18 protein-coding genes and 1 riboswitch are annotated in these 22,794 nt (G+C 45.0%); of the genes, 10 read left to right on the forward strand and 8 right to left on the reverse strand.

Translation table 11 applies throughout. From position 1 onward, the window contains the following. Positions 1 to 99 precede the first annotated feature (99 nt). On the forward strand, positions 100 to 1,380 hold the full coding sequence (gene aroA, locus J4N44_RS05160; RefSeq protein WP_005450370.1) for a 3-phosphoshikimate 1-carboxyvinyltransferase: 1,281 nt from the start codon (positions 100 to 102) through the stop codon (positions 1,378 to 1,380). Positions 1,381 to 1,445: 65 nt separating this feature from the next. On the opposite strand, the gene J4N44_RS05165 is transcribed toward aroA, so the two are convergent. Next, on the reverse strand, positions 1,446 to 1,694 hold the full coding sequence (locus J4N44_RS05165; RefSeq protein ID WP_005450369.1) for a YciN family protein: 249 nt from the start codon (positions 1,692 to 1,694) through the stop codon (positions 1,446 to 1,448). Between the two features lie 479 nt (positions 1,695 to 2,173). Here J4N44_RS05165 and topA point away from each other — a divergent pair, with 479 nt between their 5' ends. The 4 genes from topA to J4N44_RS05185 all read left to right on the forward strand — a co-directional run bounded on the left by topA (position 2,174) and on the right by J4N44_RS05185 (position 8,927). Further along, a complete protein-coding gene (gene topA, locus J4N44_RS05170; protein ID WP_029789004.1) occupies positions 2,174 to 4,804 on the forward strand; it encodes a type I DNA topoisomerase in 2,631 nt (876 codons plus the stop codon). A gap of 532 nt (positions 4,805 to 5,336) precedes the next feature. Continuing rightward, entirely contained in the window at positions 5,337 to 6,554 is a 1,218-nt protein-coding gene (gene glgC / locus J4N44_RS05175; RefSeq protein WP_005450367.1) for a glucose-1-phosphate adenylyltransferase, read from the forward strand. After that, positions 6,544 to 8,001: a glycogen synthase GlgA gene (gene glgA / locus J4N44_RS05180; RefSeq protein ID WP_026000128.1), complete on the forward strand. Its 1,458-nt coding sequence runs from the start codon at positions 6,544 to 6,546 to the stop codon at positions 7,999 to 8,001. Before glgC ends, glgA begins: the two co-directional genes overlap by 11 nt. 122 nt (positions 8,002 to 8,123) lie before the next feature. Next, positions 8,124 to 8,927, forward strand: a complete 804-nt coding sequence (locus J4N44_RS05185; RefSeq protein WP_005450365.1) for an alpha/beta fold hydrolase — start codon at positions 8,124 to 8,126, stop codon at positions 8,925 to 8,927. Positions 8,928 to 8,959: 32 nt separating this feature from the next. On the opposite strand, the gene J4N44_RS05190 is transcribed toward J4N44_RS05185, so the two are convergent. The 5 genes from J4N44_RS05190 to torD form a co-directional block, all read right to left on the reverse strand. Further along, positions 8,960 to 9,277, reverse strand: a complete 318-nt coding sequence (locus tag J4N44_RS05190; protein ID WP_005450364.1) for a putative signal transducing protein — start codon at positions 9,275 to 9,277, stop codon at positions 8,960 to 8,962. After that, a complete protein-coding gene (locus J4N44_RS05195) occupies positions 9,277 to 9,966 on the reverse strand; it encodes a TVP38/TMEM64 family protein (RefSeq protein WP_005450359.1) in 690 nt (229 codons plus the stop codon). Before J4N44_RS05195 ends, J4N44_RS05190 begins: the two co-directional genes overlap by 1 nt. A 121-nt stretch (positions 9,967 to 10,087) precedes the next feature. Continuing rightward, positions 10,088 to 10,678, reverse strand: a complete 591-nt coding sequence (locus tag J4N44_RS05200) for a TfoX/Sxy family DNA transformation protein (RefSeq protein ID WP_005450356.1) — start codon at positions 10,676 to 10,678, stop codon at positions 10,088 to 10,090. A gap of 116 nt (positions 10,679 to 10,794) precedes the next feature. Continuing rightward, positions 10,795 to 10,884: riboswitch (cyclic di-GMP riboswitch) on the reverse strand. Positions 10,885 to 11,163: 279 nt separating this feature from the next. Beyond that, the gene (gene purR / locus J4N44_RS05205) at positions 11,164 to 12,168 is read right to left on the reverse strand and encodes an HTH-type transcriptional repressor PurR (RefSeq protein ID WP_005450353.1); all 1,005 of its coding nucleotides are present in this window, start codon (positions 12,166 to 12,168) and stop codon (positions 11,164 to 11,166) included. A gap of 446 nt (positions 12,169 to 12,614) precedes the next feature. Next, the gene (torD, locus tag J4N44_RS05210; RefSeq protein ID WP_009698288.1) at positions 12,615 to 13,262 is read right to left on the reverse strand and encodes a molecular chaperone TorD; all 648 of its coding nucleotides are present in this window, start codon (positions 13,260 to 13,262) and stop codon (positions 12,615 to 12,617) included. A gap of 233 nt (positions 13,263 to 13,495) precedes the next feature. On the opposite strand from torD, the gene torR reads away from it, so the two are divergent. Next, positions 13,496 to 14,209 (forward strand): two-component system response regulator TorR, encoded by a 714-nt coding sequence (gene torR / locus J4N44_RS05215; RefSeq protein ID WP_005450350.1) that lies wholly within the window; start codon positions 13,496 to 13,498, stop codon positions 14,207 to 14,209. 80 nt (positions 14,210 to 14,289) lie between these two features. Here torR and elyC read toward each other — a convergent pair whose 3' ends face one another. Next, the gene (gene elyC, locus J4N44_RS05220) at positions 14,290 to 15,081 is read right to left on the reverse strand and encodes an envelope biogenesis factor ElyC (protein ID WP_005450349.1); all 792 of its coding nucleotides are present in this window, start codon (positions 15,079 to 15,081) and stop codon (positions 14,290 to 14,292) included. A 114-nt stretch (positions 15,082 to 15,195) separates the two neighbouring features. Between elyC and cmoM the strand changes: the two genes are divergently transcribed. The 4 genes from cmoM to mukB are packed head-to-tail and all read left to right on the forward strand — an operon-like array spanning position 15,196 to position 22,499. Further along, positions 15,196 to 15,987 carry a tRNA uridine 5-oxyacetic acid(34) methyltransferase CmoM gene (cmoM, locus tag J4N44_RS05225; protein ID WP_009698287.1) on the forward strand — a complete coding sequence of 264 codons (792 nt, stop codon included), beginning with the start codon at positions 15,196 to 15,198 and terminating at the stop codon, positions 15,985 to 15,987. A gap of 2 nt (positions 15,988 to 15,989) precedes the next feature. Next, the gene (gene mukF, locus J4N44_RS05230) at positions 15,990 to 17,327 is read left to right on the forward strand and encodes a chromosome partition protein MukF (protein ID WP_252044917.1); all 1,338 of its coding nucleotides are present in this window, start codon (positions 15,990 to 15,992) and stop codon (positions 17,325 to 17,327) included. Then, positions 17,308 to 18,033: a chromosome partition protein MukE gene (gene mukE, locus J4N44_RS05235; protein ID WP_005450345.1), complete on the forward strand. Its 726-nt coding sequence runs from the start codon at positions 17,308 to 17,310 to the stop codon at positions 18,031 to 18,033. The genes mukF and mukE overlap by 20 nt, the downstream gene beginning before the upstream one ends. A gap of 2 nt (positions 18,034 to 18,035) precedes the next feature. Continuing rightward, positions 18,036 to 22,499, forward strand: coding sequence for a chromosome partition protein MukB (gene mukB / locus J4N44_RS05240; RefSeq protein WP_252045084.1), 4,464 nt, complete (start codon positions 18,036 to 18,038; stop codon positions 22,497 to 22,499). A 127-nt stretch (positions 22,500 to 22,626) separates the two neighbouring features. On the opposite strand, the gene J4N44_RS05245 is transcribed toward mukB, so the two are convergent. Continuing rightward, complete coding sequence (locus tag J4N44_RS05245; RefSeq protein ID WP_005450343.1) at positions 22,627 to 22,779, reverse strand: hypothetical protein; 153 nt, start codon at positions 22,777 to 22,779, stop codon at positions 22,627 to 22,629. Positions 22,780 to 22,794: the final 15 nt, after the last annotated feature.

The raw sequence follows: 22,794 nt of genomic DNA on the forward strand, positions 1-22,794 counted from the left end.
TCTGGTTTTGTGGTGGCTTTTTCGTTAGTCTGAATTCACGAAGAATTGTTTAGCTCTCAAAAATTGTGAAGTGAGAGCACAAAGGATTAACAACTTTTAATGGAAAGCCTAACGTTACAACCTATCAATAAAATTCAAGGGGAAGTGAATCTTCCTGGATCAAAAAGCGTTTCCAATCGAGCTTTGCTTCTTGCCGCTCTAGCAAAAGGCACGACTCGGTTGACCAACCTTCTCGACAGCGATGATATTCGCCACATGTTGAACGCTCTGACTAAGCTTGGTGTTCAGTATCAGTTGTCTGAAGACAAGACAGAATGTGTTGTAGAGGGGCTTGGTCGTCCATTTTCTGTTTCTGAACCTGTTGAGCTATTTTTGGGTAACGCAGGTACAGCAATGCGCCCATTGGCAGCAGCCTTGTGCTTAGGTGAAGGTGAATACGTTCTTACTGGCGAACCTCGCATGAAAGAACGCCCAATTGGTCACTTAGTGACAGCCTTAAAAGCAGCAGGCGCTGACGTCGAATATCTAGAGAACGAAAACTACCCACCGCTGAAAATCACTGGTACTGGACTTAAGTCTGGCTCTGTATCGATTGATGGTTCAATCTCTAGCCAATTTCTGACAGCGTTTTTAATGTCAGCACCGCTGGCTGATGGTGAGATTCGCATCAATATTGACGGTGAGTTGGTTTCTAAACCATACATCGACATTACACTCCATATTATGAAGCAGTTTGGTGTCAACGTAATCAACAATGATTACCAAGAGTTTGTGATTCCAGCTGGTCAGCAATATATCGCTCCGGGTGATTTTTTGGTGGAAGGTGATGCTTCTTCTGCTTCTTACTTTTTGGCCGCAGCTGCCATCAAGGGTGGTGAAGTAAAAGTAACCGGTATTGGTAAGAACAGCATTCAGGGAGATATCCAATTCGCTGATGCACTTGAAAAAATGGGTGCAGAAATCGAATGGGGTGATGATTACGTCATTTCTCGTGTTGGTCAGTTAAAAGGCATCGATATGGATTATAACCATATCCCTGATGCAGCAATGACTATTGCAACGACAGCGCTTTTTGCTGAAGGTACAACCGCAATTCGCAATGTATACAACTGGCGCGTAAAGGAAACGGATCGTCTTTCAGCGATGGCGACTGAGCTTCGTAAAGTCGGTGCTGAGGTGGAAGAAGGTGAGGACTACATCATCGTGAAGCCAGTCCCTAAGCTTACGCACGCAGCGATTGATACTTACGATGATCACCGCATGGCGATGTGTTTTTCATTAGTGGCACTGAGTGATACTCCAGTGACGATTAACGACCCTAAATGTACGTCAAAGACCTTCCCAGACTACTTCGATAAGTTAAAGGCACTAAGCTGCTAATTCGCCTTATTGAAAGTGAAAAGCCAGAGTAGAGACTCTGGCTTTTTTATTGGAATTTGAAGCGCTTACTTGTTCAATGTGAACTCTTTTGAAAGGTGGTGCGCTAGGTACTTAAACATATTGAAAACCGCAGTAGTGTTGGTTGTCGGCAGACCTTTTTCATCTAAGAAGTACTCACCTTTAAACACCAAAACACCGTCTTTTTCTTCTACACTTGTTGCGCGCATGCCTTCAATGTAGTCATCGTGCTCTTGGATGATTTGGTTCGCAATTAAAAGAAGGTCGAACTCTTCAATGTGTTTTCTATCAGACATACCATTCTCGTCATTCAATGAAACTTTAAGTGGGGGCAGTATACCCACAATTGTGAAGGGTTTGCATACTAAAAACAGTGATTGCGTGTTTTACGAACGTCACACCTTAATATAGAGGGAGTAGCGAAGCGATTCTCATCTGCAAATAGCCGATATTTCACTGGCATAACTTAAGCTTACGTTCTGATCGCGTAAGACAAATTATTTTGTGATGAGAGACAAAATTTATCGAATTCGACTAGCGAGAGGAAACTTTGCCTGCTTAGTATATGCCGCTCAAGACCTTTTGCAGTACCCTGCCTCGTCAAAGTACAAAGGCGATGAATTGTCAACCAATCGGATCTGAATTTCAAAAAAGCAGTTGATCTTCTTTTCATCTCGCACAATAGTAAAAAAAGAAGCAATGAAATAGAACATTATGCGGGTAGCTTCCTTTGGGCTAGTTACCCGCATTATTATGAAGGACGTTAGAGTCAGTTATGGGTAAATCGCTCGTTATAGTGGAGTCACCAGCCAAGGCTAAGACGATAAATAAATACCTTGGTAAAGACTTTATTGTTAAGTCTAGTGTTGGTCACGTGCGTGATCTGCCTACGGCCGGTCAAAGCACTGGTGAGAAAAAAGCCGCAGCCATTTCTACTAAAGGAATGAGCCCGGAAGAAAAAGCGCGTGTCAAAAAAGAAAAAGACCGTAAAGCTCTAATCAAAAAAATGGGGATTAACCCATATCATGACTGGGATGCGAATTACCAAATCCTTCCAGGCAAAGAAAAAGTCGTTAGCGAACTGCAAAAATTAGCCAAAGATGCTGATTACGTTTATCTCGCAACCGATTTAGACCGCGAGGGGGAAGCAATCGCATGGCACCTTCGTGAGATCATCGGTGGCGATGAAGAGCGATACAAACGCGTAGTGTTTAACGAGATCACGAAGAATGCAATCCAGCAAGCTTTCCAGACGCCTGGTGAGCTAAACATGGATGGTGTTAACGCACAGCAAGCACGTCGATTCATGGACCGTGTAGTAGGTTTCATGGTTTCTCCATTGCTATGGAAGAAAGTGGCGCGTGGTCTGTCTGCTGGTCGTGTACAGTCAGTAGCGGTTAAACTACTGGTTGAGCGTGAGCGTGAAATCAACGCTTTCATTCCAGAAGAATTCTGGGATATCAACGCAAATACGCACACAAAAGATAAGACGGCGTTCAAACTGCTTGTTGCGCAGAAAGATGGCGTTGCGTTTAAGCCAGTTAACGAGGCTGAAACCAAGGCGGCGATGTCGGTACTGGAAAACGCAAGCTACGAAGTATGTAAGCGTGAAGACCGCCCAACGAAAAGTAAGCCGTCTGCACCATACATTACGTCTACACTTCAGCAAGCAGCGAGTACTCGTTTAGGCTACGGCGTTAAGAAGACAATGATGCTGGCGCAGCGTCTATACGAAGCGGGTTACATCACCTATATGCGTACCGACTCAACCAACTTGAGCGCGGAAGCAGTAGATGCAGTTCGCGGTTTCATCGGTTCTGAGTTTGGTGACAAATACCTTCCAGCTAAACCGCTAACATACGGTAGCAAAGAAGGCGCACAAGAAGCGCACGAAGCAATTCGTCCTTCCGATGTTGCTGTGAAAGCTGAAGACCTACAAGGTGTTGATGCGGACGCACATAAGCTGTACGCGCTGATTTGGAATCAATTCGTTGCGTGTCAAATGACGCCTGCAGAATACGATTCAACCACCATCAGTGTGAAAGCGGCTGAGTACACGCTAAAAGCGAAAGGTCGTATTCTTAAGTTTGATGGTTGGACTCGCGTTCAACGCCCAATGGGTAAAAACGAAGATACGATTCTTCCTGCTGTTCAACTGGGCGATAAGCTAGATCTTGAATCACTAGATCCTAAACAGCACTTTACCAAGCCACCAGCACGTTTCACAGAAGCGGCACTGGTAAAAGAACTTGAGAAGCGCGGCATTGGTCGTCCTTCTACATACGCTTCAATCATCTCTACGATCCAAGATCGCGGCTACGTAAAAGTAGAACAGCGTCGTTTCTACGCAGAGAAGATGGGCGAGATTGTTACTGACCGTCTGGATGACAGTTTCAACGATCTAATGAACTACGACTTCACTGCGCGTATGGAGCAGAAGCTTGACCAAATCGCTGAAGGCGATGTGATGTGGAAAGATGTTCTAGATAACTTCTTCACAGACTTCACTGGCGATCTAGAGAAAGCGGAGCAAGACGAGAACGAAGGCGGCATGAAGTTGAATCACATTGTGATGACAGATATCGAGTGTCCGACTTGTAGCCGTCCTATGGGTATTCGTACCGCGTCAACAGGCGTATTCCTAGGCTGTTCTGGTTACGCATTGCCACCTAAAGAGCGTTGCAAGACAACCATCAACTTGGGTGACGAAGACGGTATCATCAACGTTCTAGAAGAAGATGTGGAAACAGCAGCTCTGCGTGCTAAGAAGCGTTGTCCTATCTGTGAAACGGCGATGGACGCATACTTGATCGATGATAAACGCAAGATGCACGTTTGTGGTAACAACCCGAACTGTGAAGGCTACATCGTCGAGCATGGCGAATTCAAAGTGAAAGGCTATGATGGTCCAGTTGTTGAGTGTGACAAGTGTGGTTCTGACATGGTGCTTAAGAACGGTCGCTTCGGTAAATACATGGATTGTACAAGTGAAACGTGTAAGAACACTCGTAAGATCCTTAAGAACGGTGAAGTAGCACCGCCGAAAGAAGATCCAGTTCATTTCCCTGAACTTCCATGTGAAAACTCAGATGCGTACTTTGTTTTACGTGATGGTGCTTCTGGTCTGTTTATGGCTGCGAGTAACTTCCCTAAATCACGTGAGACTCGTGCACCATTAGTTTCTGAACTTGCTCGCTTCGAAGAACGTCTTCCTGAGAAGTTTAAGTATCTGACTACCGCGCCAACTGCGGACCCTGATGGTCGCCCTGCTGTTGTTCGCTTTAGCCGCAAGAGCAAAGAGAACTACGTGCGCACTGAAGACAATGGCAAACCAAGTGGTTGGACGGCATTGTTTATCGATGGTAAGTGGGAAATCACGGACAAGCGCAAAAAAGCGAAAGCATAATCCTAGAGATTGAATCGATAAGGCAGCTCATACGCTGCCTTATTTTTTACCTGCTATTTTATAATTCATTCATTTCACCAATCATTTTTCTTCCATTTTTCACCATTCTTGTTTTCATCCAACGGTCATAGTTTCATCGTATCCTGTCGCAAAACTGCACTTGTGTAGTTAATCGGTTTGTAAATTGTTTTCACAATGTAATCGTTTGCGTCCCATTGTGTGATCAAGATACCGTATTGAGTAAGCAACATCTGTACACTACACGGAATGGCATATTTTAAATTGTAATTTAGTTCCAGTTCGATAACTTATTAGACAGATAATGCAACTGTATGCTGTTATTTAGCGCCGAAAATAAAGAATAACTAAGGCGTGTGCGTACGAGGATGTGCAATAGCTTTTTCAGTCCGTATTGTGAGGGTTCATAGAAACTCATCAGTATGGACGTATTAACGTATTCGCTTGACTCCCCGAGTTCTGCTCATATCAAGCGAGTACCAGTTCCAAGCTATAACTATATGGAGAACAACGAATGGCTGGTGTTTTGGGAATGATTCTTGCTGGCGGTGAAGGCTCTCGCTTGAGACCTTTAACGGAATCCCGCAGTAAACCTTCGGTCCCTTTCGGCGGAAGTTACCGACTTATTGATTTCGCTCTGAATAACTTTGTAAATGCGGATTTAATGCGCATTTACGTCCTTACTCAATTCAAATCTCAATCTCTATTCCACCACTTGAAGAAAGGGTGGAACATCAATGGCATCACCGACCGCTTTATCGACCCAATTCCTGCGCAGATGCGTACAGGCAAGCGTTGGTATGAAGGAACGGCAGATGCTATCTACCAAAACCTGCGTTTTATGGAGTTGGCAGAACCTGATCAAGTATGTATCTTTGGTTCCGATCATATCTATAAAATGGACATTAAACAGATGTTGGCTTTCCACCAAGAGAAAGAGGCTTCGCTAACGGTTTCAGCGCTAAGAATGCCGTTATCTGAAGCGTCTCAATTTGGTGTTATCGAAGTAGACAACGAAGGTCGCATGATTGGCTTTGAAGAAAAGCCAGCTAATCCGAAATCTATCCCAGGTGATCCAGAGCACGCACTCGTGTCTATGGGTAACTATATCTTCGAAGCTCAGACACTGTTTGCCGAGCTTATTGAAGATGCTGATAACGAAGCATCAACGCACGACTTTGGTAAAGACATTATTCCTAAAATGTTCCCGCGTGGTGATGTGTTTGTTTATGACTTCAGTACCAACCGCATCACGGGTGAGAAAGAAGAAGTATATTGGCGCGATGTAGGTACGATTGATGCGTACTGGCAAGCTCATATGGATCTTCTTGAGAAAGACGCACCGTTCTCTCTATACAACCGCAAATGGCCACTTCATACTTATTACCCACCATTGCCACCAGCGACATTTACTGACTCTGTTAATGGTCGAGTTCAGATCATCGATAGCTTGGTATGTAACGGTAGCTACGTGCGTGGTTCACGTATTGAAAAATCAGTATTAGGTTTCCGTAGCAACATTGCTTCGGCGTGTGACATCAGCCAGTGTATTTTGCTCGGTGATGTGAAAGTCGGGGAAGGTTGTGTGCTTCGTCGCGTGATTGTAGATAAAGACGCAGATATTGCGCCGGGTACGCAAATTGGTGTAAATCTACAAGAAGATAAGAAACACTACCATGTGTCAGATGATGGCATCGTTGTAATTCCAAAAGGAGCACGTGTTGGCTACTAACAATTTGTCTGTTCTGTTTGTAGCGTCTGAAGTCGAAGGACTAATTAAAAGTGGTGGCTTGGCTGATGTAGCCAAGGCACTGCCGGAAGCCCTTCAAAATCTTCAGCAAGATGTACGAATTTCTATTCCAGCCTATACTGGCATTGAGCAACTATCGGAAGCGGAAACGGTTCTAGAAACAGAGTTAACGAGTTGGCCACATACGGCGTACCGAGTGCTTAAGTTAACGCTTGGAGATAATCCAGTTTACTTAATTGATTGTCCGCCGTATTTCAATCGTCCTTCTATGTACGCCGAAAACAACCAAGCTTATACAGACAATGGTGAACGCTTTGCATTCTTTAGTGCAGCGTGTTTGGACATGTTACCTAAGCTTGGCTTCCAGCCGGACATTGTTCACGCTAATGACTGGCATACAGGATTAGTCCCATTCTTGCTCAAACATCGATACGGCAATGAAGCCTTCTTTGCAAACACTCGCAGCGTTATTTCAATTCACAACGCGGTGTTCAAAGGGGTATTTAGTTACGACGATGTTCAATGCCTTCCAGAGTTCCATAGTCGAAATGTGCCTGATGCAGCCGTCAGTGCCACTCACATCACCATGCTCAAAGCGGGGGTGATGAATGCAGACAAAATCAATGCAGTAAGCCCGACTTACGCAGAAGAGCTTAAGACTGAGCTAGGTAGTCATGGTATGGCGTGGGAGTTTCAACAACGCGCTGACGATTTAGTGGGTATTCTAAATGGTTGTGATTACAGTGCGTGGAATCCAGAAACGGACTCTAGTTTACCGTTGAACTACAAAGCGAACCGACAAAGCATGGTGCGTGGCAAAAACGCTTGTAAGAGAGCCCTACAAGAAAAGCTGGGTCTTGAAGCATCTGATTGCGCTATGTTTGGTATGGTTTGCCGTTTAACGCAACAAAAAGGCGTGCATTATTTGCTACCAGCATTGGCTGACTTCCTCAAACATGATGTTCAAGTTGTCGTCGTGGGGACTGGCGATCCTATCCTTGCTGCCCAACTGAGAGACGTCTCAGCACAGTTCGCTAATAAGTTGGTTTTTGTTGAAGCATACGATAATGAACTCGCACACCTTGTTGAGGCTGGCTCAGATTTCTTCCTGATGCCTTCAGAATTTGAACCTTGTGGTTTAAATCAGATCTACAGTATGGCTTATGGCACGTTGCCGATTGTTCGTGGTGTAGGCGGTTTGAAAGACAGTGTTAATGACTACGACGCAGATCTTGAAGAAGCCACAGGTTTTGTATTCTATGAGCCAACACCACAAGCGTTGTTATTGACGATGCTAAGGGCACTGTTGCTTTACGCACAGAGTCCGAACGAAGTAAGGCGTGTACAGCTTCATGCAATGCAGAAAGACTTTTGTTGGCGCAAAGCTGCGGAAGAATACTTGCAGTTGTATAGAGCCGCGTTAAATTGACGCAAAATCTTTAAAAAGTGTAACGAAAGGCACCGAATAGGGTGCCTTTATTATCTTACCCATAAGGAGTGTGGTAGCATTTATCCATTCCTGTTCACAAAGAATGTTTTTCATACTGATACATGACTCAGCCACTTTTATTCCATAAAACCTATATACACCCTACTAGCAAAGAGTGGGTCGTTTTCGTGCATGGTGCTGGTGGCAGTTCTTCGATATGGTTTAAGCAGATCAAAGCGTATAAGCAGCACTTTAACTTACTGCTGATCGACCTTCGAGGGCATGGAAAATCTAACCAACTGCTTAAAGAATTGATGACAAGTCGCTATACCTTTACGGCGGTGACTCAAGATATTCTAAAAGTTTTGGATCATCTTAAGATTCAGTCTGCGCACTTTGTCGGTATGTCTTTGGGTACTATTATTGTTCGTAATTTGGCTGAGTTAGCCTCTGAGCGAGTACGCTCTATGGTTCTTGGTGGCGCTGTTACGCGTTTAAATACCCGCTCACAAATCCTGGTGAAGTTAGGTAATCTAGGAAAGCACATTCTGCCTTATATGTGGCTGTACAAGTTGTTTGCCTACATTGTTATGCCGCAAAAAAACCAACGAGAATCACGTCACCTATTTATCCGCGAAGCAAAGAAATTGTGCCAGAAAGAATTCAAACGATGGTTCATCTTAGCCGCTGACGTTAATCCTCTGATGAAATACTTTAAAGATCGTGAACTGCCTATCCCAACATTGTATTTAATGGGTGATAGGGATTACATGTTCATCAAGCCAGTTAAAGAGATGGTTGCGGTACATAAGCAAAGTGTTCTACGCGAGATTCCAGACTGTGGTCATGTGTGCAATGTAGAACGACCTGATGACTTCAATCAACACTCTATCGAGTTCATTAAGCAGCAAAGCTTAGCCGCTTAAACTTAAAATGATTGAAAAGAATAGGGGAGCCTTTAAGGCTCCCCTATTTGATATCCGCATTGCCAACAAGCGCCAAATTGACCTTCATTTTGCTCCGAACATTGTGGGCACTGCCAATCTTGGTAAATAAGTTCTGCTTGTTTTCGATAGTCTTCGACGATGGCTGATGCTTTCAACTGTTGCTCCGGATGTAAAAGCCAAACATACGGGTCAGTATCATCGCTAAAAGGCAACTCTCCCTTCAATCCGAACATGCCTTCACCTCGCACTTCGCAGGCTATTTGCTCGGTTTTAAGAAGCTCACAAACGATATGAGCTTCAGCCGGATTTTTAGCGATGTATATTTTCATTAAGCGTTTCCATTCTGTACTTGTGCAGGGCGAACCTTATTCATAACCCATTTAGCGATAATAGGGAACAAACCAAGTAGAGCAAACGATGCTAATACGGTTGGTGACACAATTCCAGAAAGACTATCAATGGTTGCTAGCTGTGTACCTGCATTCAGATAAACCGCAGTGCCAGGCAACATACCAATTTGGCTTGTTAAGTAGAATCGAGCAATAGTCATTGGTGTCAGGCCCATTAACAAGTTGATTAGGAAAAATGGAAAAACAGGGATTAAGCGTAGCGAAAACAGGTAAAATGCGCCGTCTTTTTCTACACCCTGGTTGATCGCACCTAGCTTGTTTCCAAACTTACTCTGTACCCATTCCCTCAATAGGTAGCGGCTGCTTAAAAAGGCGATCGTTGCACCGATTGTGCTGGCAAAAGAAACCAGCAGCAAACTTGTCCAGAAACCAAATAGCGCCGCACCAAGCAAAGTCACCACTGCTGCACCTGGAATCGAAAACGCAGTGATGGCAATGTAAGCAAAGAAATAAGTGGCAGCAGCGAATACGAAGTTTTCGCTAATAAAAGTGTTCAACGCTTCTTGTTGCGCCTTCGCGTTTTCTAGCGTTAGGTATTGACCAAAATTCACGCCTAAAAAGATAATCGTCGCGAGTAGGATCAGTCCTAAAATCAGTTTCTTATTCATATCAATAGCTCCGTTTGGCTTCTTAGATAATAAGACAGAATGGGGCAATAAAAAATTTCAAAAAAAAAACCGCAGTTTGAAAACTGCGGTTTTTACTCAATGTCATGCTGATATAAATGCTTTAGGAAAGAGCACTCATCAATTCTTCTCGACGAGACTGAGGTACGACACTCCAATGTGTGCCTTTGATTGCACCTTCTAACGCCCAGAGCAGTTCAAGGCTTACCGTAGAGGCATGCGTATCTTGGATTGCTTTGTACGCGTTTAGCGCGCCTTCTGCTTCAAGTTGCTCTACAGAGTCAATGCCCGCTTTCTTGAGCATACGCTCAGTCGCTAGACGCAGGTTAGGTAGATCTTTCAATCGATTAGGCTTGGTGCTTGCTTGTTGTTTTTTCTCTTGCTTAGCAGTCTCGAGGGATTGCTTGGCAACTTCAATCAAGCGGTCGGTTGTGTCCCAAAGATCATCAGAAATTGCATAGTATTTCGTAACGACTGGGAAACCACGTTTCTTGTAGACGTACGGTTTTAGTCCTTGAGTCTCGAAGTCAGATGAAGTTTGTTGGTCAGCTCGAATATGAAGTTGATTGTTTACGACAAGCGCAAACATCGTTTCATCGGCGAAGAGCCCAAAACCACCAAACATTGAGCGCGACTTGATATTACCAAGTGCCTCAAACAGCTTCATTGAGTCTTTGAGTATCGGTTTATCCATGGTGTGTTATCTCGGTGTAATTAATATTACGCCACCAAAAATCAGGTCCGAGAGGTTAGCAAATGCATGCAGACACAATGTCATTAAAGGGTAAACTCACTTAATGCATATTTGCCATCGGTAACCCCGCTACCTTCCATCTAATAAGATGGTTCAGGCCGGAGGCTTTGCGTCCCACCCTTTCGGATGGTTTGCCCTGTGCGTGACTCTTTGAGGATACTTCGTATATTGAATTAACATCACGTTTCAAACGTTGAAGTGTGATCTTGGTTCAGTTAATAGTGGTAATTTGATGTGTAAAGTTTCATATGCTGGAATGTATAATTGTAATACAAAAGGTCTATCAAGGATATGTGCTACCTTGAGTTAAAACAGCAACTTATCTTCGTTCTTTAAATTATTTTTCTGATGAAATGTCCAAAAAAAGTTATTTTTAGGCAATAAAAAAGCGCTCCTAGGAGCGCTTTATAAAATCAAGTGAGAGATCAGTTCAATTTCTTAACTGTATTACGCACAACGATCTCTGGTTGCATTTCGAAAACACGCTTCTCATGCTCTTTATCTTTGATGCGCTCAAGTAGGATCTCAAATGCATTTTTACCCACACGACGTTTTGGTTGGTGAATCGTCGTTAGCGGTGGAGAGAAGTACTCAGCAAGTTCGATATTGTCGTAACCGATAACAGAAATATCGTCAGGTACTTTGATACCGTTTTGTTGTAGACGGCTCATCAAGCCAAGTGCCATTGTGTCATTGAAACAGAAAACAGCGGTTGGACGTTTGTCCATAGCACTGATGTTATCTGCAGCTAAGACAGCCGTGTCACACTCAAAGTTGCCTTCAAGAATCCAATCTTCGTTAACGGCTAGATTTGCTTCAGCCATCGCACGACGGTAACCCGCAATACGTTCTTGGCAAGCTGCTTTTTCGAAGTGGCCGCTCAGACAAGCAATATCAGTATGACCATTGTCGATCAGGTATTTTGTTGCGATGTAACCGCCTTCTTCTGAGTTATCGATGATCTTGTCTGCTTGTGAGCTTTCAGGACCCCAATCCATGACAACTTTAGGAATGTCTGAATGACGGTCAAGCATCTCTTTTAGCTCTTCCGTAAGGTCAGAACACATTACTAGAATGCCATCTACACGTTTCTCAGCTAGCATGCGGATGTAGTCACGTTGCTTCTCGTAAATACCGCCCGTGTTACATAGGATCAGAGTGTAACCTTGACGGTAACAGTAGCTCTCAACGCCGTCGATTACTTCAGAGAAGAATAGGTTGGTAGATTGAGTAACTAACATACCGATGGTACGAGTTGAGTTGCATTTTAAACTGCGCGCAACGGCACTTGGTGCGTAATTAAGTTCATCCACTGCTTTCATTACTTTTTCTTGAGTTGCTTCAGCAACAAAGCGAGTTTTATTAATTACGTGCGAAACCGTAGTGGTAGAAACGCCGGCTAAGCGAGCAACGTCTTTAATAGTGGCCATAAATGATGTCCTGTATCGAGCTACTGTAAATACCGTAGTGAAGACAACCATACGCTTAGGGTCTTGCGCAAACCGAGCAACTGCGAATAGGGGCATTGCTGAGATATTTGGCAGCGGTTGTTCCGAAATCGGTATAAAAAGGTTTGTAGCAACATTTATCGCTGAGTCTCATATTCCTTTCTTATATAAGTGAGGAATTGGTCAGCAATCCTGTTAAGAAAACACAAAAACCGCTTTATTTCAGCGGTTTACATATAAATCATATTTAATCGTTTGCGCTCACATTTTAGACTGATGCGAGCAAGCTGGCAATATTCTAGGCAGTTGTTTTGTGCCCCTGAGGTCACATTTTAACGGCTAAATTGATTGTATTTCTCTGTGCCAGATTAAAAACAAACGAATAAAATAGGGAGTCTGAATGACAGACTCCCCAAAATAGGTGGCAATTATTCACCAAGAAGGTAGGTGCTGTCCAGTTTACAAAATGCAATTAATAGTTGCGCAACGCTAATGTAGAAGCCAAATTCGTCGAATTGCTTACATTTAGCAGCAAACTGTGGCAGCCAAGTCATAAGGTGTTGTTGGATGAACTCGTTCTGTTTTCCGAACGCTTCTTCCATATGTTTATCTTGCTCTAGTTCGTTCGAGCGGATAATCATGTTGCCTAGAAAATCTAGCTCGACCGCTAAGTGGTCCGCTGGTTCTTTCAGATTTTCGTCCACTTGCACACCAAAGTCTGCCATCAGTTTTTCCATCTCTTCTGCTGGCTTATCATTTAATAAACCAGATTCGCCGATGTACATTGAAGCATAAGGCAGTGCGCCGTGTTTTTCTGTTTTTAGAAAGAGTTCACAGAAGTCCGCTGCTAATTCTAACTGAGCGTCTTCACGGTCTTGTAAACGGTTGAGTGCATCAACAAGGGTATCAACAGCTGGTTTTAGTGATTCGTTTTCACCAAGACCCGCTAAAAAGCTTCGAATTTCAACACTGTGGTAGGTTTCTAGTTCTTTCTCTGTCAGTTCTTTTGCGAACAGGCTAGAAAACCACCAATAGATTTCTGCGCGTTTCTCGTTAAAAGCTTTCACTTCTTGCATTTTTTTGCTCCTGAATGGTTATCCCTTAAGTGTAAACAATTAAGATGAATAGCAGTAACTATAATTGTTATGCATTATTGGAAAATATGCGTATTTGTGAATGGCTGTAAATAAGCTTGCTTTGAATCAATAAAATCGCAAAATCTTGCTTTTTAATGTATCTATGACTAGAAATGTTACTAGTTATGAATAGAATACGTCTTGGAAAATAAAAAAGACAGAAAGTGGTGTAAATGAGCTATCACGTATTAGTCGTAGAAGATGATGTTGTAACTCGCAGTAAGCTCGCGGGCTATTTCCAAAATGAAGGTTACAAAGTCAGTGAAGCAGAAAGCGGCGCAGAGATGCGCGAAGTGCTTCAAGGCGGTGATGTTGACCTAATCATGCTGGATATTAACCTGCCTGGCGAAGACGGCCTTATGCTTACGCGTGAATTACGCAGCCAATCAGATATCGGCATCATATTAGTGACAGGACGCACGGATAGCATTGACAAAATCGTTGGTCTAGAAATGGGCGCAGACGATTATGTGACAAAGCCTTTTGAACTAAGGGAATTATTGGTTCGCGTGAAGAACTTGCTATGGCGCATCTCTGCGGCACGCAGCGGTTCTCAAAAAGCAGCGAACGACACTAATGAAGAACACATTGTGCGCTTCGGTGAGTGGACGTTTGATATTCAGCGTCGAGCTCTAAGCCGTAATGGTGAGCCAGTGAAACTAACCAAAGCTGAATACGAGTTATTGGTTGCACTGTCCTCGTACCCAAATCAGGTACTAAGCCGCGAGCGTATTTTGAATATGATCAGCCACCGAGTGGATGCGCCAAATGATCGTACGATTGACGTACTGATTCGCCGCATGCGCGCTAAGATGGAGTTTGATCCTAAGAACCCACAAATCTTTGTGACGGTTCACGGTGAAGGCTACATGTTTGCTGGTGATTAAATCATACCTAAAGAAAAAGGAGAGCATTGGCTCTCCTTTTTTGTTTCCGCAATTTGACCACTGAATCGCTTTTAAGTGTTTTATGGTTGTTCTACTTCAACCATTGGTGTTTGACCTACGTTATCACGCAACTTTTGCCACAACCCACCTAAATACTCATGCCAATACAACTCGGTTTGTTCTAAGTAACGAGCTTTCGGAGTGTACTTTTGCCATGGCTGTTCGATGTCATCAATTGCCATAAAGTTAGTTGGCGCAGGGATTGGCTTGATACCTGCAGCATTAAACTCGTACAAAGCACGCTTCATATGGCTTGCTGAGGTTACCAGCACAATGTCTTTTTGCTTCACAAAGGCAGCGGCTTGGCGGGCTTCTTCCCATGTGTCTTTAGCGTCTTCGAGAAGGATGATGTCGGACTTTGCGACACCAAGAGAAAGTGCCACGTTAGCCATCATGCGCGCATGACTGATTTCAGATCCACCTGCGTAACCGGACAAAATTAACTTAGCGCCAGGGTACATACGTAAAATACGGATGCCCTCGGTAAGGCGCATTAGCGCTGTACGGCTTAGTTGAGAAGTTGGTGGGATCTCATCATCGACGACATGACCATTACCAAGCACCATGACATAGTCAATGCTACCTGATACAGGTAAAAACGCTTTGTACTCGCGCTCAAGAGGCATCAGAAGCTTGGTTGAAACAGGTTGGAAGGCAACGAGGAAAATGCCGACAAAAGAGAATAGAACAACAAAGCAGCCAGTTTTACGTTTCGTGGTAAAACTAATGAGAGCAAGACCTAACAAGCCTATGATTAACAATGCCGGAAGCGGCATTAACAAGGCTGACATTACTTTTTTCAGCTCAAACATACATAAATAGTCCGAAAAAACATCAATTGATAATAAAAATGAGGATAACCCTCTTTATTCCTGCTTTCCTTGTGACAGAATAGCGGCACAATCCGTTATGATAACTCAGCAGAAGTGACAGAAGACCGCAATTTCGACGATATCGCCCACAAATTTGCAAAAAATATTTACGGCTCCGATAAAGGGGAGATCCGACAAATCATTGTGTGGGAAGATTTTCTACAGATTCTAAGTGAATTAGACGCCGACCATCAAGCACTACAAGTCCTTGATGCTGGTGGTGGTTTAGCGCAAATGTCGCAAAAGCTTGCTAAGCTCGGACATCATGTCGCTTTGTGTGATCTATCTTCGGAAATGCTGCAACTAGCAAAGCAGGATATTGAAAAAAACGGTTTGCTTGAGCAGTATCGCCTGATTCATTCGCCTGTCCAATCCATTGCTGAACACATGGAAGCGCAGGTGGACCTTGTCATGTTCCATGCCGTTATGGAGTGGTTGGTTGATCCGAAAACCGCACTTGAAACGCTTTTGGAGCAGGTCAAACCGGGGGGCATCGCTTCGGTTATGTTCTATAACCACCACGGCTTGGTCTATAAAAATGTGGTTTGTGGCAACATTCCTCATGTTTTAGACGGCATGCCTCACCGAAAAAGATTTAAACTACAGCCACAAAAAGGGCTAAAACCTGAAGAGGTTTATCAATGGATAGAAGATTCTGGTTTTAGTATTTGTGGTAAATCTGGTATTCGTTCATTCAGTGATTACATAGGTAATATGCAATACATGGGCGATTACGAGTTTGAAGATGTGTTGGCGCTAGAAAAACAACTTTGTCGACAAGAGCCATACCTCTCATTAGGCCGCTATATTCATGTGTGGGCTAAGAAGAACGATAAACAGGAATAACGATGAGTGAGATGACTCTCAATGCTGCAGAGCAACCAATCGATGAGTTGGTTGGCTGGGTAAAGCAGCACGATTTCTCGTTGAACCTGACCACTGAGCGACTGGCATTTTTGATTGCTATCGCTGTATTAAGTAATGAAAGGTTCGATGAAGAATTGGGTGAAGGTGAATTGCACGACGCATTTGCCATCGTCACTCGACTTTTTGATGAGACGGGAGAAGCTTCGGCTTTCCGTGCGAACAATGCCATTAACGAGATGGTTAAGCAGCGTCTTATGAGCCGTTTTGTCAGTGAGATTACTGACGGAGCGAGCATTTACCGCTTGTCGCCATTAGCGATAGGAATTACCGACTACTACGTGCGCCATCGTGAGTTCTCGAAACTGCGCCTTTCTATTCAGTTGTCTATGGTCGCTGATGAAATGGCGAAAGCGATTGAAGCGGCACAAAAAGGCGGCACTCCGGGCCACTGGAAGAAGAACGTGTACGGGATATTGAAATATTCTGTAGGCGAAATCTTCGATCAAATTGATCTCAACCAACGTGTGATGGATGAGCAGCAACAATCTGTGAAACAACAGATTGCTGAGCTGCTTAACAAAGACTGGCGTGAAGCAATCAACAACTGTGAAGCGCTTCTGTCAGAAACATCAAGCACGTTGCGTGAACTTCAAGATACGCTGCAAGCTGCCAGTGATGAACTGCAAACTCAGATCCTAGACATTCAAGAGATTGTCTATGGTGACCCTGAGCTTGAGTTTATCGAGGAAGCCTTGTTTGGTCTTCAGATGAAACTGGACCGAATCACAAGCTGGGGCCAGCAAGCGATCGACCTTTGGATTGGCTACGACCGACACGTACACAAGTTCATCCGTACTGCAATTGATATGGATAAGAACCGTGCGTTTAGCTCGCGTCTGCGCCAGTCCGTTAAAGACTACTTTGATTCGCCTTGGTATCTGACTTATGCAGATGCGGAAAGGCTTTCTGACCTTCGTGATGAAGCCCTAGTACTGCGTGATGACGAGGTAACAGGTCAAGTTCCGATGGAAGTGGAATACGAAGAGTTTCAACAAGTCAATGATGAGTTGGCGGAGCGAATTGGTGACATGCTGAAAGCGCATAAAGACCAAGGCGCACCTATTGACTTGAGCGTGGTACTGCGAGATTACCTTGCACAGCACTCTCATACTCATCACTTTGATTTAGCTCGCATTGTCGTTGATCAGGCGGTACGTCTGGGTTATTCAGAATCCGACTACCAAGCTGTTCAGCCAGACTGGAAAGCAATCAACGAATTTGGGGCAAAGGTACAAGCGAATGTCATCGACCGATACTAATGAATACATGTCAGAGAATCTGGCAAAAGCAATTTCTAACCCTCTGTTCCCAGCGCTAGACAGCATGCTTCGAGCAGGGCGTCATGTTTCAAGTGAAGATCTGGACAACCACGCGTTGTTGTCGGATTTCGAACTTGAGCTTTCTTCTTTCTACCAGCGCTACAACACCGAATTGGTGAAAGCGCCAGAAGGTTTCTTCTACCTTCGTCCACGTTCAACGTCTTTGATTGGTCGTAGCGTTCTTTCTGAGCTGGATATGCTAGTGGGTAAGGTACTGTGTTTCCTTTACCTAAGCCCAGAACGTCTTGCGCACGAAGGCATCTTCACTAACCAAGAATTGTACGACGAGCTACTTGCTCTGGCTGATGAAAACAAGTTGATGAAGCTAGTGACGAACCGTGCGACTGGTTCTGATCTTGATAAAGAAAAGCTATTTGAAAAAGTACGTACGTCACTCCGTCGCCTGCGTCGCCTAGGCATGATCATCAACATCGGTGAAACCGGTAAATTCAGCATTAGTGAAGCGGTATTCCGCTTTGGTGCCGATGTACGTATTGGCGATGACATGCGTGAAGCGCAACTGCGTCTGATCCGTGATGGTGAAGCGGTAGTGCACACCAAAGAACCAAGCCAAGGCAGCCTATTGTCTGAAGAAGATCAAGACGACCAAGCCCAAGAAGAGACAACAGAAGAGGGTGAAGCATGAGCATGATTGAACGCGGTAAATACCAATCGCTGACCATGGTCAACTGGAACGGCTTCTTTGCCCGTACGTTTGACATCGATGGTCTGGTCACCACGCTATCAGGTGGTAACGGTGCAGGTAAATCAACCACAATGGCGGCTTTCATCACCGCATTGATTCCTGACCAAACGCTACTGCACTTCCGTAACACGACAGAAGCGGGCAGCAGCCAGTCGTCTCGCGACAAAGGTTTGTACGGTAAGCTACAGCCGGGCGCGTGTTATGCGGCGCTAGACGTGGTGAACTCACGTAACCAACGCCTATTGTTCGCAGTAAAACTGCAGCAAGTTGCTGGTCGTGATAAGAAAGTAGACATCAAACCGTTTGTTATCCAAGGTCTTCCAAGCCATGTGAAACCAACGGATATCTTGATTGAAAGCGTATCTGCGACTCAAGCTCGTGTACGTCAAATCAATGAAGTAAAAGAATCGATCGCAGAATTTGAAGGCGTTCAATTTAAAGCCTTCTCTTCTATCGTGGATTACCACTCGCAGATGTTCGAATTCGGTGTGATTCCGAAGAAACTGCGTAACTCTGGTGACCGTTCTAAATTCTACCGCCTGATCGAAGCATCGCTTTACGGTGGTATCTCAAGTGCAATCACGCGCTCGCTTCGTGACTACCTTCTGCCACAAAACGGCGGCGTGAAGAAAGCGTTCCAAGATATGGAATCAGCACTGCGTGAAAACCGCATGACGCTAGAAGCGATCAAAACCACGCAAGCAGACCGTGACTTGTTCAAACACTTGATCACAGAGTCAACCAACTACGTGGCTGCGGACTACATGCGTCACGCGAACGATCGTCGTAATAAGCTGGATAAAACGCTGTCATTGCGTTCAGAGCTGTTCGGTTCTCGTGAAACTCTCGTTGAGCAAAACAACCTGCTTAACCGTGTTCAAGAAGAGCTGGAACTGCTGATCGAGTCGGAATCTGCGCTAGAGCAAGATTACCAAGCGGCTTCGGATCACTTGCAACTGGTGCAAAACGCATTACGCCAGCAAGAGAAGATCGAACGCTACCAAGAAGATCTTGAAGAGCTGAGTGAGCGTCTTGAAGAACAGATGATGGTAGTGGAAGAAGCGCAAGAACGTGTGATGATGGTGGAAGAGCAAGCGACCGTTGCGGAAGAAGAGGTGGACAGCCTTAAGACGCAGCTGGCTGACTACCAACAAGCACTCGACGTTCAACAAACTCGCGCCCTTCAATACCAACAAGCGGTTCAAGCGCTGGAAAAAGCGAAGCAACTACTTGGCGATGACAGCCTAACGGCAGAATCGGCACAAGCGCTTGTCTCTGAGCTTAAGAGCAAAGAATCAGAAAGCACCAATGCGTTGCTATCGGTTAAGCACAAACTGGATATGTCTTCTGCAGCAGCAGAGCAATTCGAAACGGCGCTTAAACTGGTACAAAGCATCGTTGGTCAAGTTGAGCGTAAAGACGCGTCTGAACATGCGAAAACCGCAATTGCGAAAGCGCGTGAATCTCAGCAAGTCGCGCAAAACGAACAACAATGGCGTGCACAGCACCGTGACCTTGAGCGTAGCCTTAACCAGCAACGTCAAGCGCGCGAGCTAGTCAACGAATACCAAAAGCAATTCCATGTTGAACTGACTGACGAAATCACGTTTGAACAAGAGCGTGAACGTCATGCGATGCAAATCGACTCGCTAGAAATGACGCAGGAAGACGTGCGTGAGCAACGCAGCGAACAGCGTCGTCTAGAGCAAGATGCAGCAGCGGAAATCAACAAGCTAGAAGCCATTGCTCCAACGTGGATTGCTGCGAACGATGCGCTAGAAAAACTGCGTGAGCAAAGTGGCGCTGAGCTAGAAGATAGCCAGTCAGTCATGAGCCAAATGCAAGTGGTGCTTGAGCAAGAGAAAACCCTTTCTCTGGCAAAAGACAAACTGGCAGAGCGTCGCAGTCAGCTTGATACCGAGATTGAGCGTCTTGCTTCTCCTGGTGGTTCAAACGACCCTCGTCTGAAAGGTTTGGCAGATACTCTAGGCGGCGTATTGCTGTCAGAGATCTATGATGACATCACTATTGATGACGCGCCTTACTTCAGTGCGATGTACGGTCCGGCTCGTCACGCTATCGTTGTTTCTGACCTATCTGGTATCGAAGAGAAACTGGTAGAGCTAGACGACTGTCCAGAAGACTTGTACATCATTGAAGGTGACATCGATGCCTTTGATGACAGCTCATTCGACGCAGAAGAGTTAGAAGGCGCGGTTTGTGTTCGTATGAACGATCGCCAAATGCGTTACTCTCGCTTGCCTGAAATCCCATTGTTTGGTCGTGCAGCACGTGAGCAGCGTTTAGAGCTACTGCGTAACGAACGTGAAGAAGTGGTTGAGAAGCACGCGAAAGCGGCATTCGATTCGCAAAAAATGCAGCGTCTGTACCAAGCGTTCAACCAGTTTGTGGCAAGCCACATTCAAGTAGCATTCGAAGCTGACCCAGAGCAAGTATTGGCAACCATTCGCGACAAGCGTAACCAAATTGCGCGCGTACTGGCTGATCTGGATGCAAAAGAGCAGCAGCAACGTTCTCAACTGCAAACCAGCAAGCAAGCATTGTCTTCTCTAGACAAGCTAGCACCAAACATGACGCTGATTGAAGATGAGTCGCTGCAAGCACGCTTTGATGAGTTGGAAGGGAAAATCGCCCAGCTTTCAGAAGCAAAAGCTTTCCTAAATAACCACGCGAAAGCGGTGGCAGAACTGGAAAAAGTCGCAGTTGCCCTAGATGCTGACCCAGAGCAATTCGATGCGCTAGAAGCAGAATACAAAGCGGCAGACGAACAGCTACAAGATCTTAAGAAGCAAATCTTTGCGCTCTCGGATCTCGTTGAACGTCGCCACTACTTCGCTTATTCAGATTCAGTAGACCTACTGAACAAGAGCAGTGAGCTGAGCGAACAGCTAAAAGCAAAACTGGTTCAAGCTGAACAAATGCGTACTCGCTCTCGTGAAGAGTTGAAACAATCGCAAGGTCAAATGAACCAATACAACCAAGTATTGGCTTCTCTGAAGAGTTCACACCAAGCGAAACTGGAAACGGTTCAAGAGTTCAAACAAGAACTTCAAGAGTTTGGCGTGAACGCTGACGAAGGTGCAGAAGAGCGTGCAATGCGTCGTCGTGATGAACTGCATGAGCGTCTACACACTTCTCGTAGCCGTAAGAGCGAATACGAGCGCACAATCACCTCCACTGAACTAGAGATGAAAGGCTTGGCGAAACGTCTGAAGAAAGTTCAGAAAGAATACGTTGAGCTGCGTACCTTCGTTGTTGCAGCGAAAGCTGGCTGGTGTTCGGTACTTCGTCTAGCGCGTGAGAACGATGTTGAGCGTCGTCTACACAAGCGTGAACTGGCTTACATGTCAGCGGATGAACTGCGTTCAATGTCGGATAAATCATTGGGTGCGCTGCGTCTAGCGGTTGCGAATAATGATGACCTGCGTGATGCGCTGCGTCTATCAGAAGACAATGCACGTCCAGAGCGTAAAGTTCTGTTTTACATCGCGGTTTACCAACATCTTCGTGAACGTATTCGTCAGGATATCATCCGTACTGATGATCCAGTCGAAGCGATCGAAGAGATGGAAGTGGAGCTAGCTCGTCTAACGGAAGAGCTAACGCAACGTGAAAACCGCCTAGCGATCAGCTCTGAGTCAGTAGCGAGCATTATCAAGAAGACGATTCAGCGTGAGCAAAACCGTATTCGTATGTTGAACCAAGGTTTGTCGAACATCTCGTTCGGTCAGGTGAAGGGCGTACGTCTAAACGTGAAGATCCGCGAAAGTCACGAAGTGCTACTTAACGGTCTAGCGACACAACAAGAGCAGCATAAAGATCTGTTTGAATCGACTCGCTTTACCTTCTCTGAAGCAATGGCGAAACTGTTCCAACGCGTGAACCCACATATCGATATGGGTCAACGTTCTCCTCAGGTTCTGGGTGAAGAGCTACTGGATTACCGTAACTACCTAGAGCTAAGTGTGGAGGTGAACCGTGGTTCTGACGGCTGGCTACAAGCTGAATCTGGCGCGCTATCTACGGGTGAGGCGATCGGTACTGGTCAGTCAATCCTACTGATGGTTGTTCAAAGCTGGGAAGAAGAATCACGCCGTTTGCGCAGTAAAGATATCGTGCCATGTCGTCTGTTGTTCCTTGATGAGGCAGCACGTCTGGATGCGAAATCTATCTCAACGCTGTTTGAACTGTGTGACCGTCTGGATATGCAGCTTCTTATCGCGGCGCCAGAAAATATTAGCCCAGAGAAAGGTACGACCTACAAACTGGTGCGTAAGGTGTTTAAAGACCACGAGCATGTACACGTAGTTGGTCTGCGTGGTTTTGGTCAAAACGATAAACCTAAGACTGAAGCACAAGAGATGATTGAAGAGTTTGAGTCCTAAACTCCGAAGCTAATAAAACGCCCGCAAGAAACGCGGGCGTTTTTGTATTTGTAAAACGAAATAAGCCGAGTCTTTAGGGCAACAGGCTCGGCTTTTTTGCAGGCGCTTAAATGTGAAAAGGTAAGTCCTATTCTTCTGAAAAGTCGTTTCCTTTTTCGATCATTTCAGCAAGCTCATCAAGTGCTTGGACAGAGATTTCCGACAAACGTTGTAGGTGTTGGTCAAAGTTCTCTTGTTCAACAAGCGGAGTATCATTGTTATTAGTTTCTTTTGTTAGCATCGCCCAACCTCTCGA

The sequence above is a fragment of the Vibrio sp. SCSIO 43155 genome (assembly GCF_023716605.1).
Lineage (GTDB): Bacteria > Pseudomonadota > Gammaproteobacteria > Enterobacterales > Vibrionaceae > Vibrio > Vibrio harveyi.

Excerpts from the sequence above, each read along its gene's own strand:
- purR (WP_005450353.1), bottom strand. The coding sequence starts at position 12,168 with ATGGCCACTATTAAAGACGTTGCTCGCTTAGCCGGCGTTTCTACCACT.
- elyC (WP_005450349.1), bottom strand. The coding sequence starts at position 15,081 with ATGTTTGAGCTGAAAAAAGTAATGTCAGCCTTGTTAATGCCGCTTCCG.
- J4N44_RS05195 (WP_005450359.1), bottom strand. The coding sequence starts at position 9,966 with ATGAATAAGAAACTGATTTTAGGACTGATCCTACTCGCGACGATTATC.
- mukB (WP_252045084.1), top strand. The coding sequence starts at position 18,036 with ATGATTGAACGCGGTAAATACCAATCGCTGACCATGGTCAACTGGAAC.
- J4N44_RS05185 (WP_005450365.1), top strand. The coding sequence starts at position 8,124 with ATGACTCAGCCACTTTTATTCCATAAAACCTATATACACCCTACTAGC.
- torR (WP_005450350.1), top strand. The coding sequence starts at position 13,496 with ATGAGCTATCACGTATTAGTCGTAGAAGATGATGTTGTAACTCGCAGT.
- glgC (WP_005450367.1), top strand. The coding sequence starts at position 5,337 with ATGGCTGGTGTTTTGGGAATGATTCTTGCTGGCGGTGAAGGCTCTCGC.
- J4N44_RS05245 (WP_005450343.1), bottom strand. The coding sequence starts at position 22,779 with ATGCTAACAAAAGAAACTAATAACAATGATACTCCGCTTGTTGAACAA.
- topA (WP_029789004.1), top strand. The coding sequence starts at position 2,174 with ATGGGTAAATCGCTCGTTATAGTGGAGTCACCAGCCAAGGCTAAGACG.
- J4N44_RS05165 (WP_005450369.1), bottom strand. The coding sequence starts at position 1,694 with ATGTCTGATAGAAAACACATTGAAGAGTTCGACCTTCTTTTAATTGCG.
- torD (WP_009698288.1), bottom strand. The coding sequence starts at position 13,262 with ATGCAAGAAGTGAAAGCTTTTAACGAGAAACGCGCAGAAATCTATTGG.
- J4N44_RS05200 (WP_005450356.1), bottom strand. The coding sequence starts at position 10,678 with ATGGATAAACCGATACTCAAAGACTCAATGAAGCTGTTTGAGGCACTT.
- mukF (WP_252044917.1), top strand. The coding sequence starts at position 15,990 with ATGAGTGAGATGACTCTCAATGCTGCAGAGCAACCAATCGATGAGTTG.
- J4N44_RS05190 (WP_005450364.1), bottom strand. The coding sequence starts at position 9,277 with ATGAAAATATACATCGCTAAAAATCCGGCTGAAGCTCATATCGTTTGT.
- aroA (WP_005450370.1), top strand. The coding sequence starts at position 100 with ATGGAAAGCCTAACGTTACAACCTATCAATAAAATTCAAGGGGAAGTG.
- mukE (WP_005450345.1), top strand. The coding sequence starts at position 17,308 with ATGTCATCGACCGATACTAATGAATACATGTCAGAGAATCTGGCAAAA.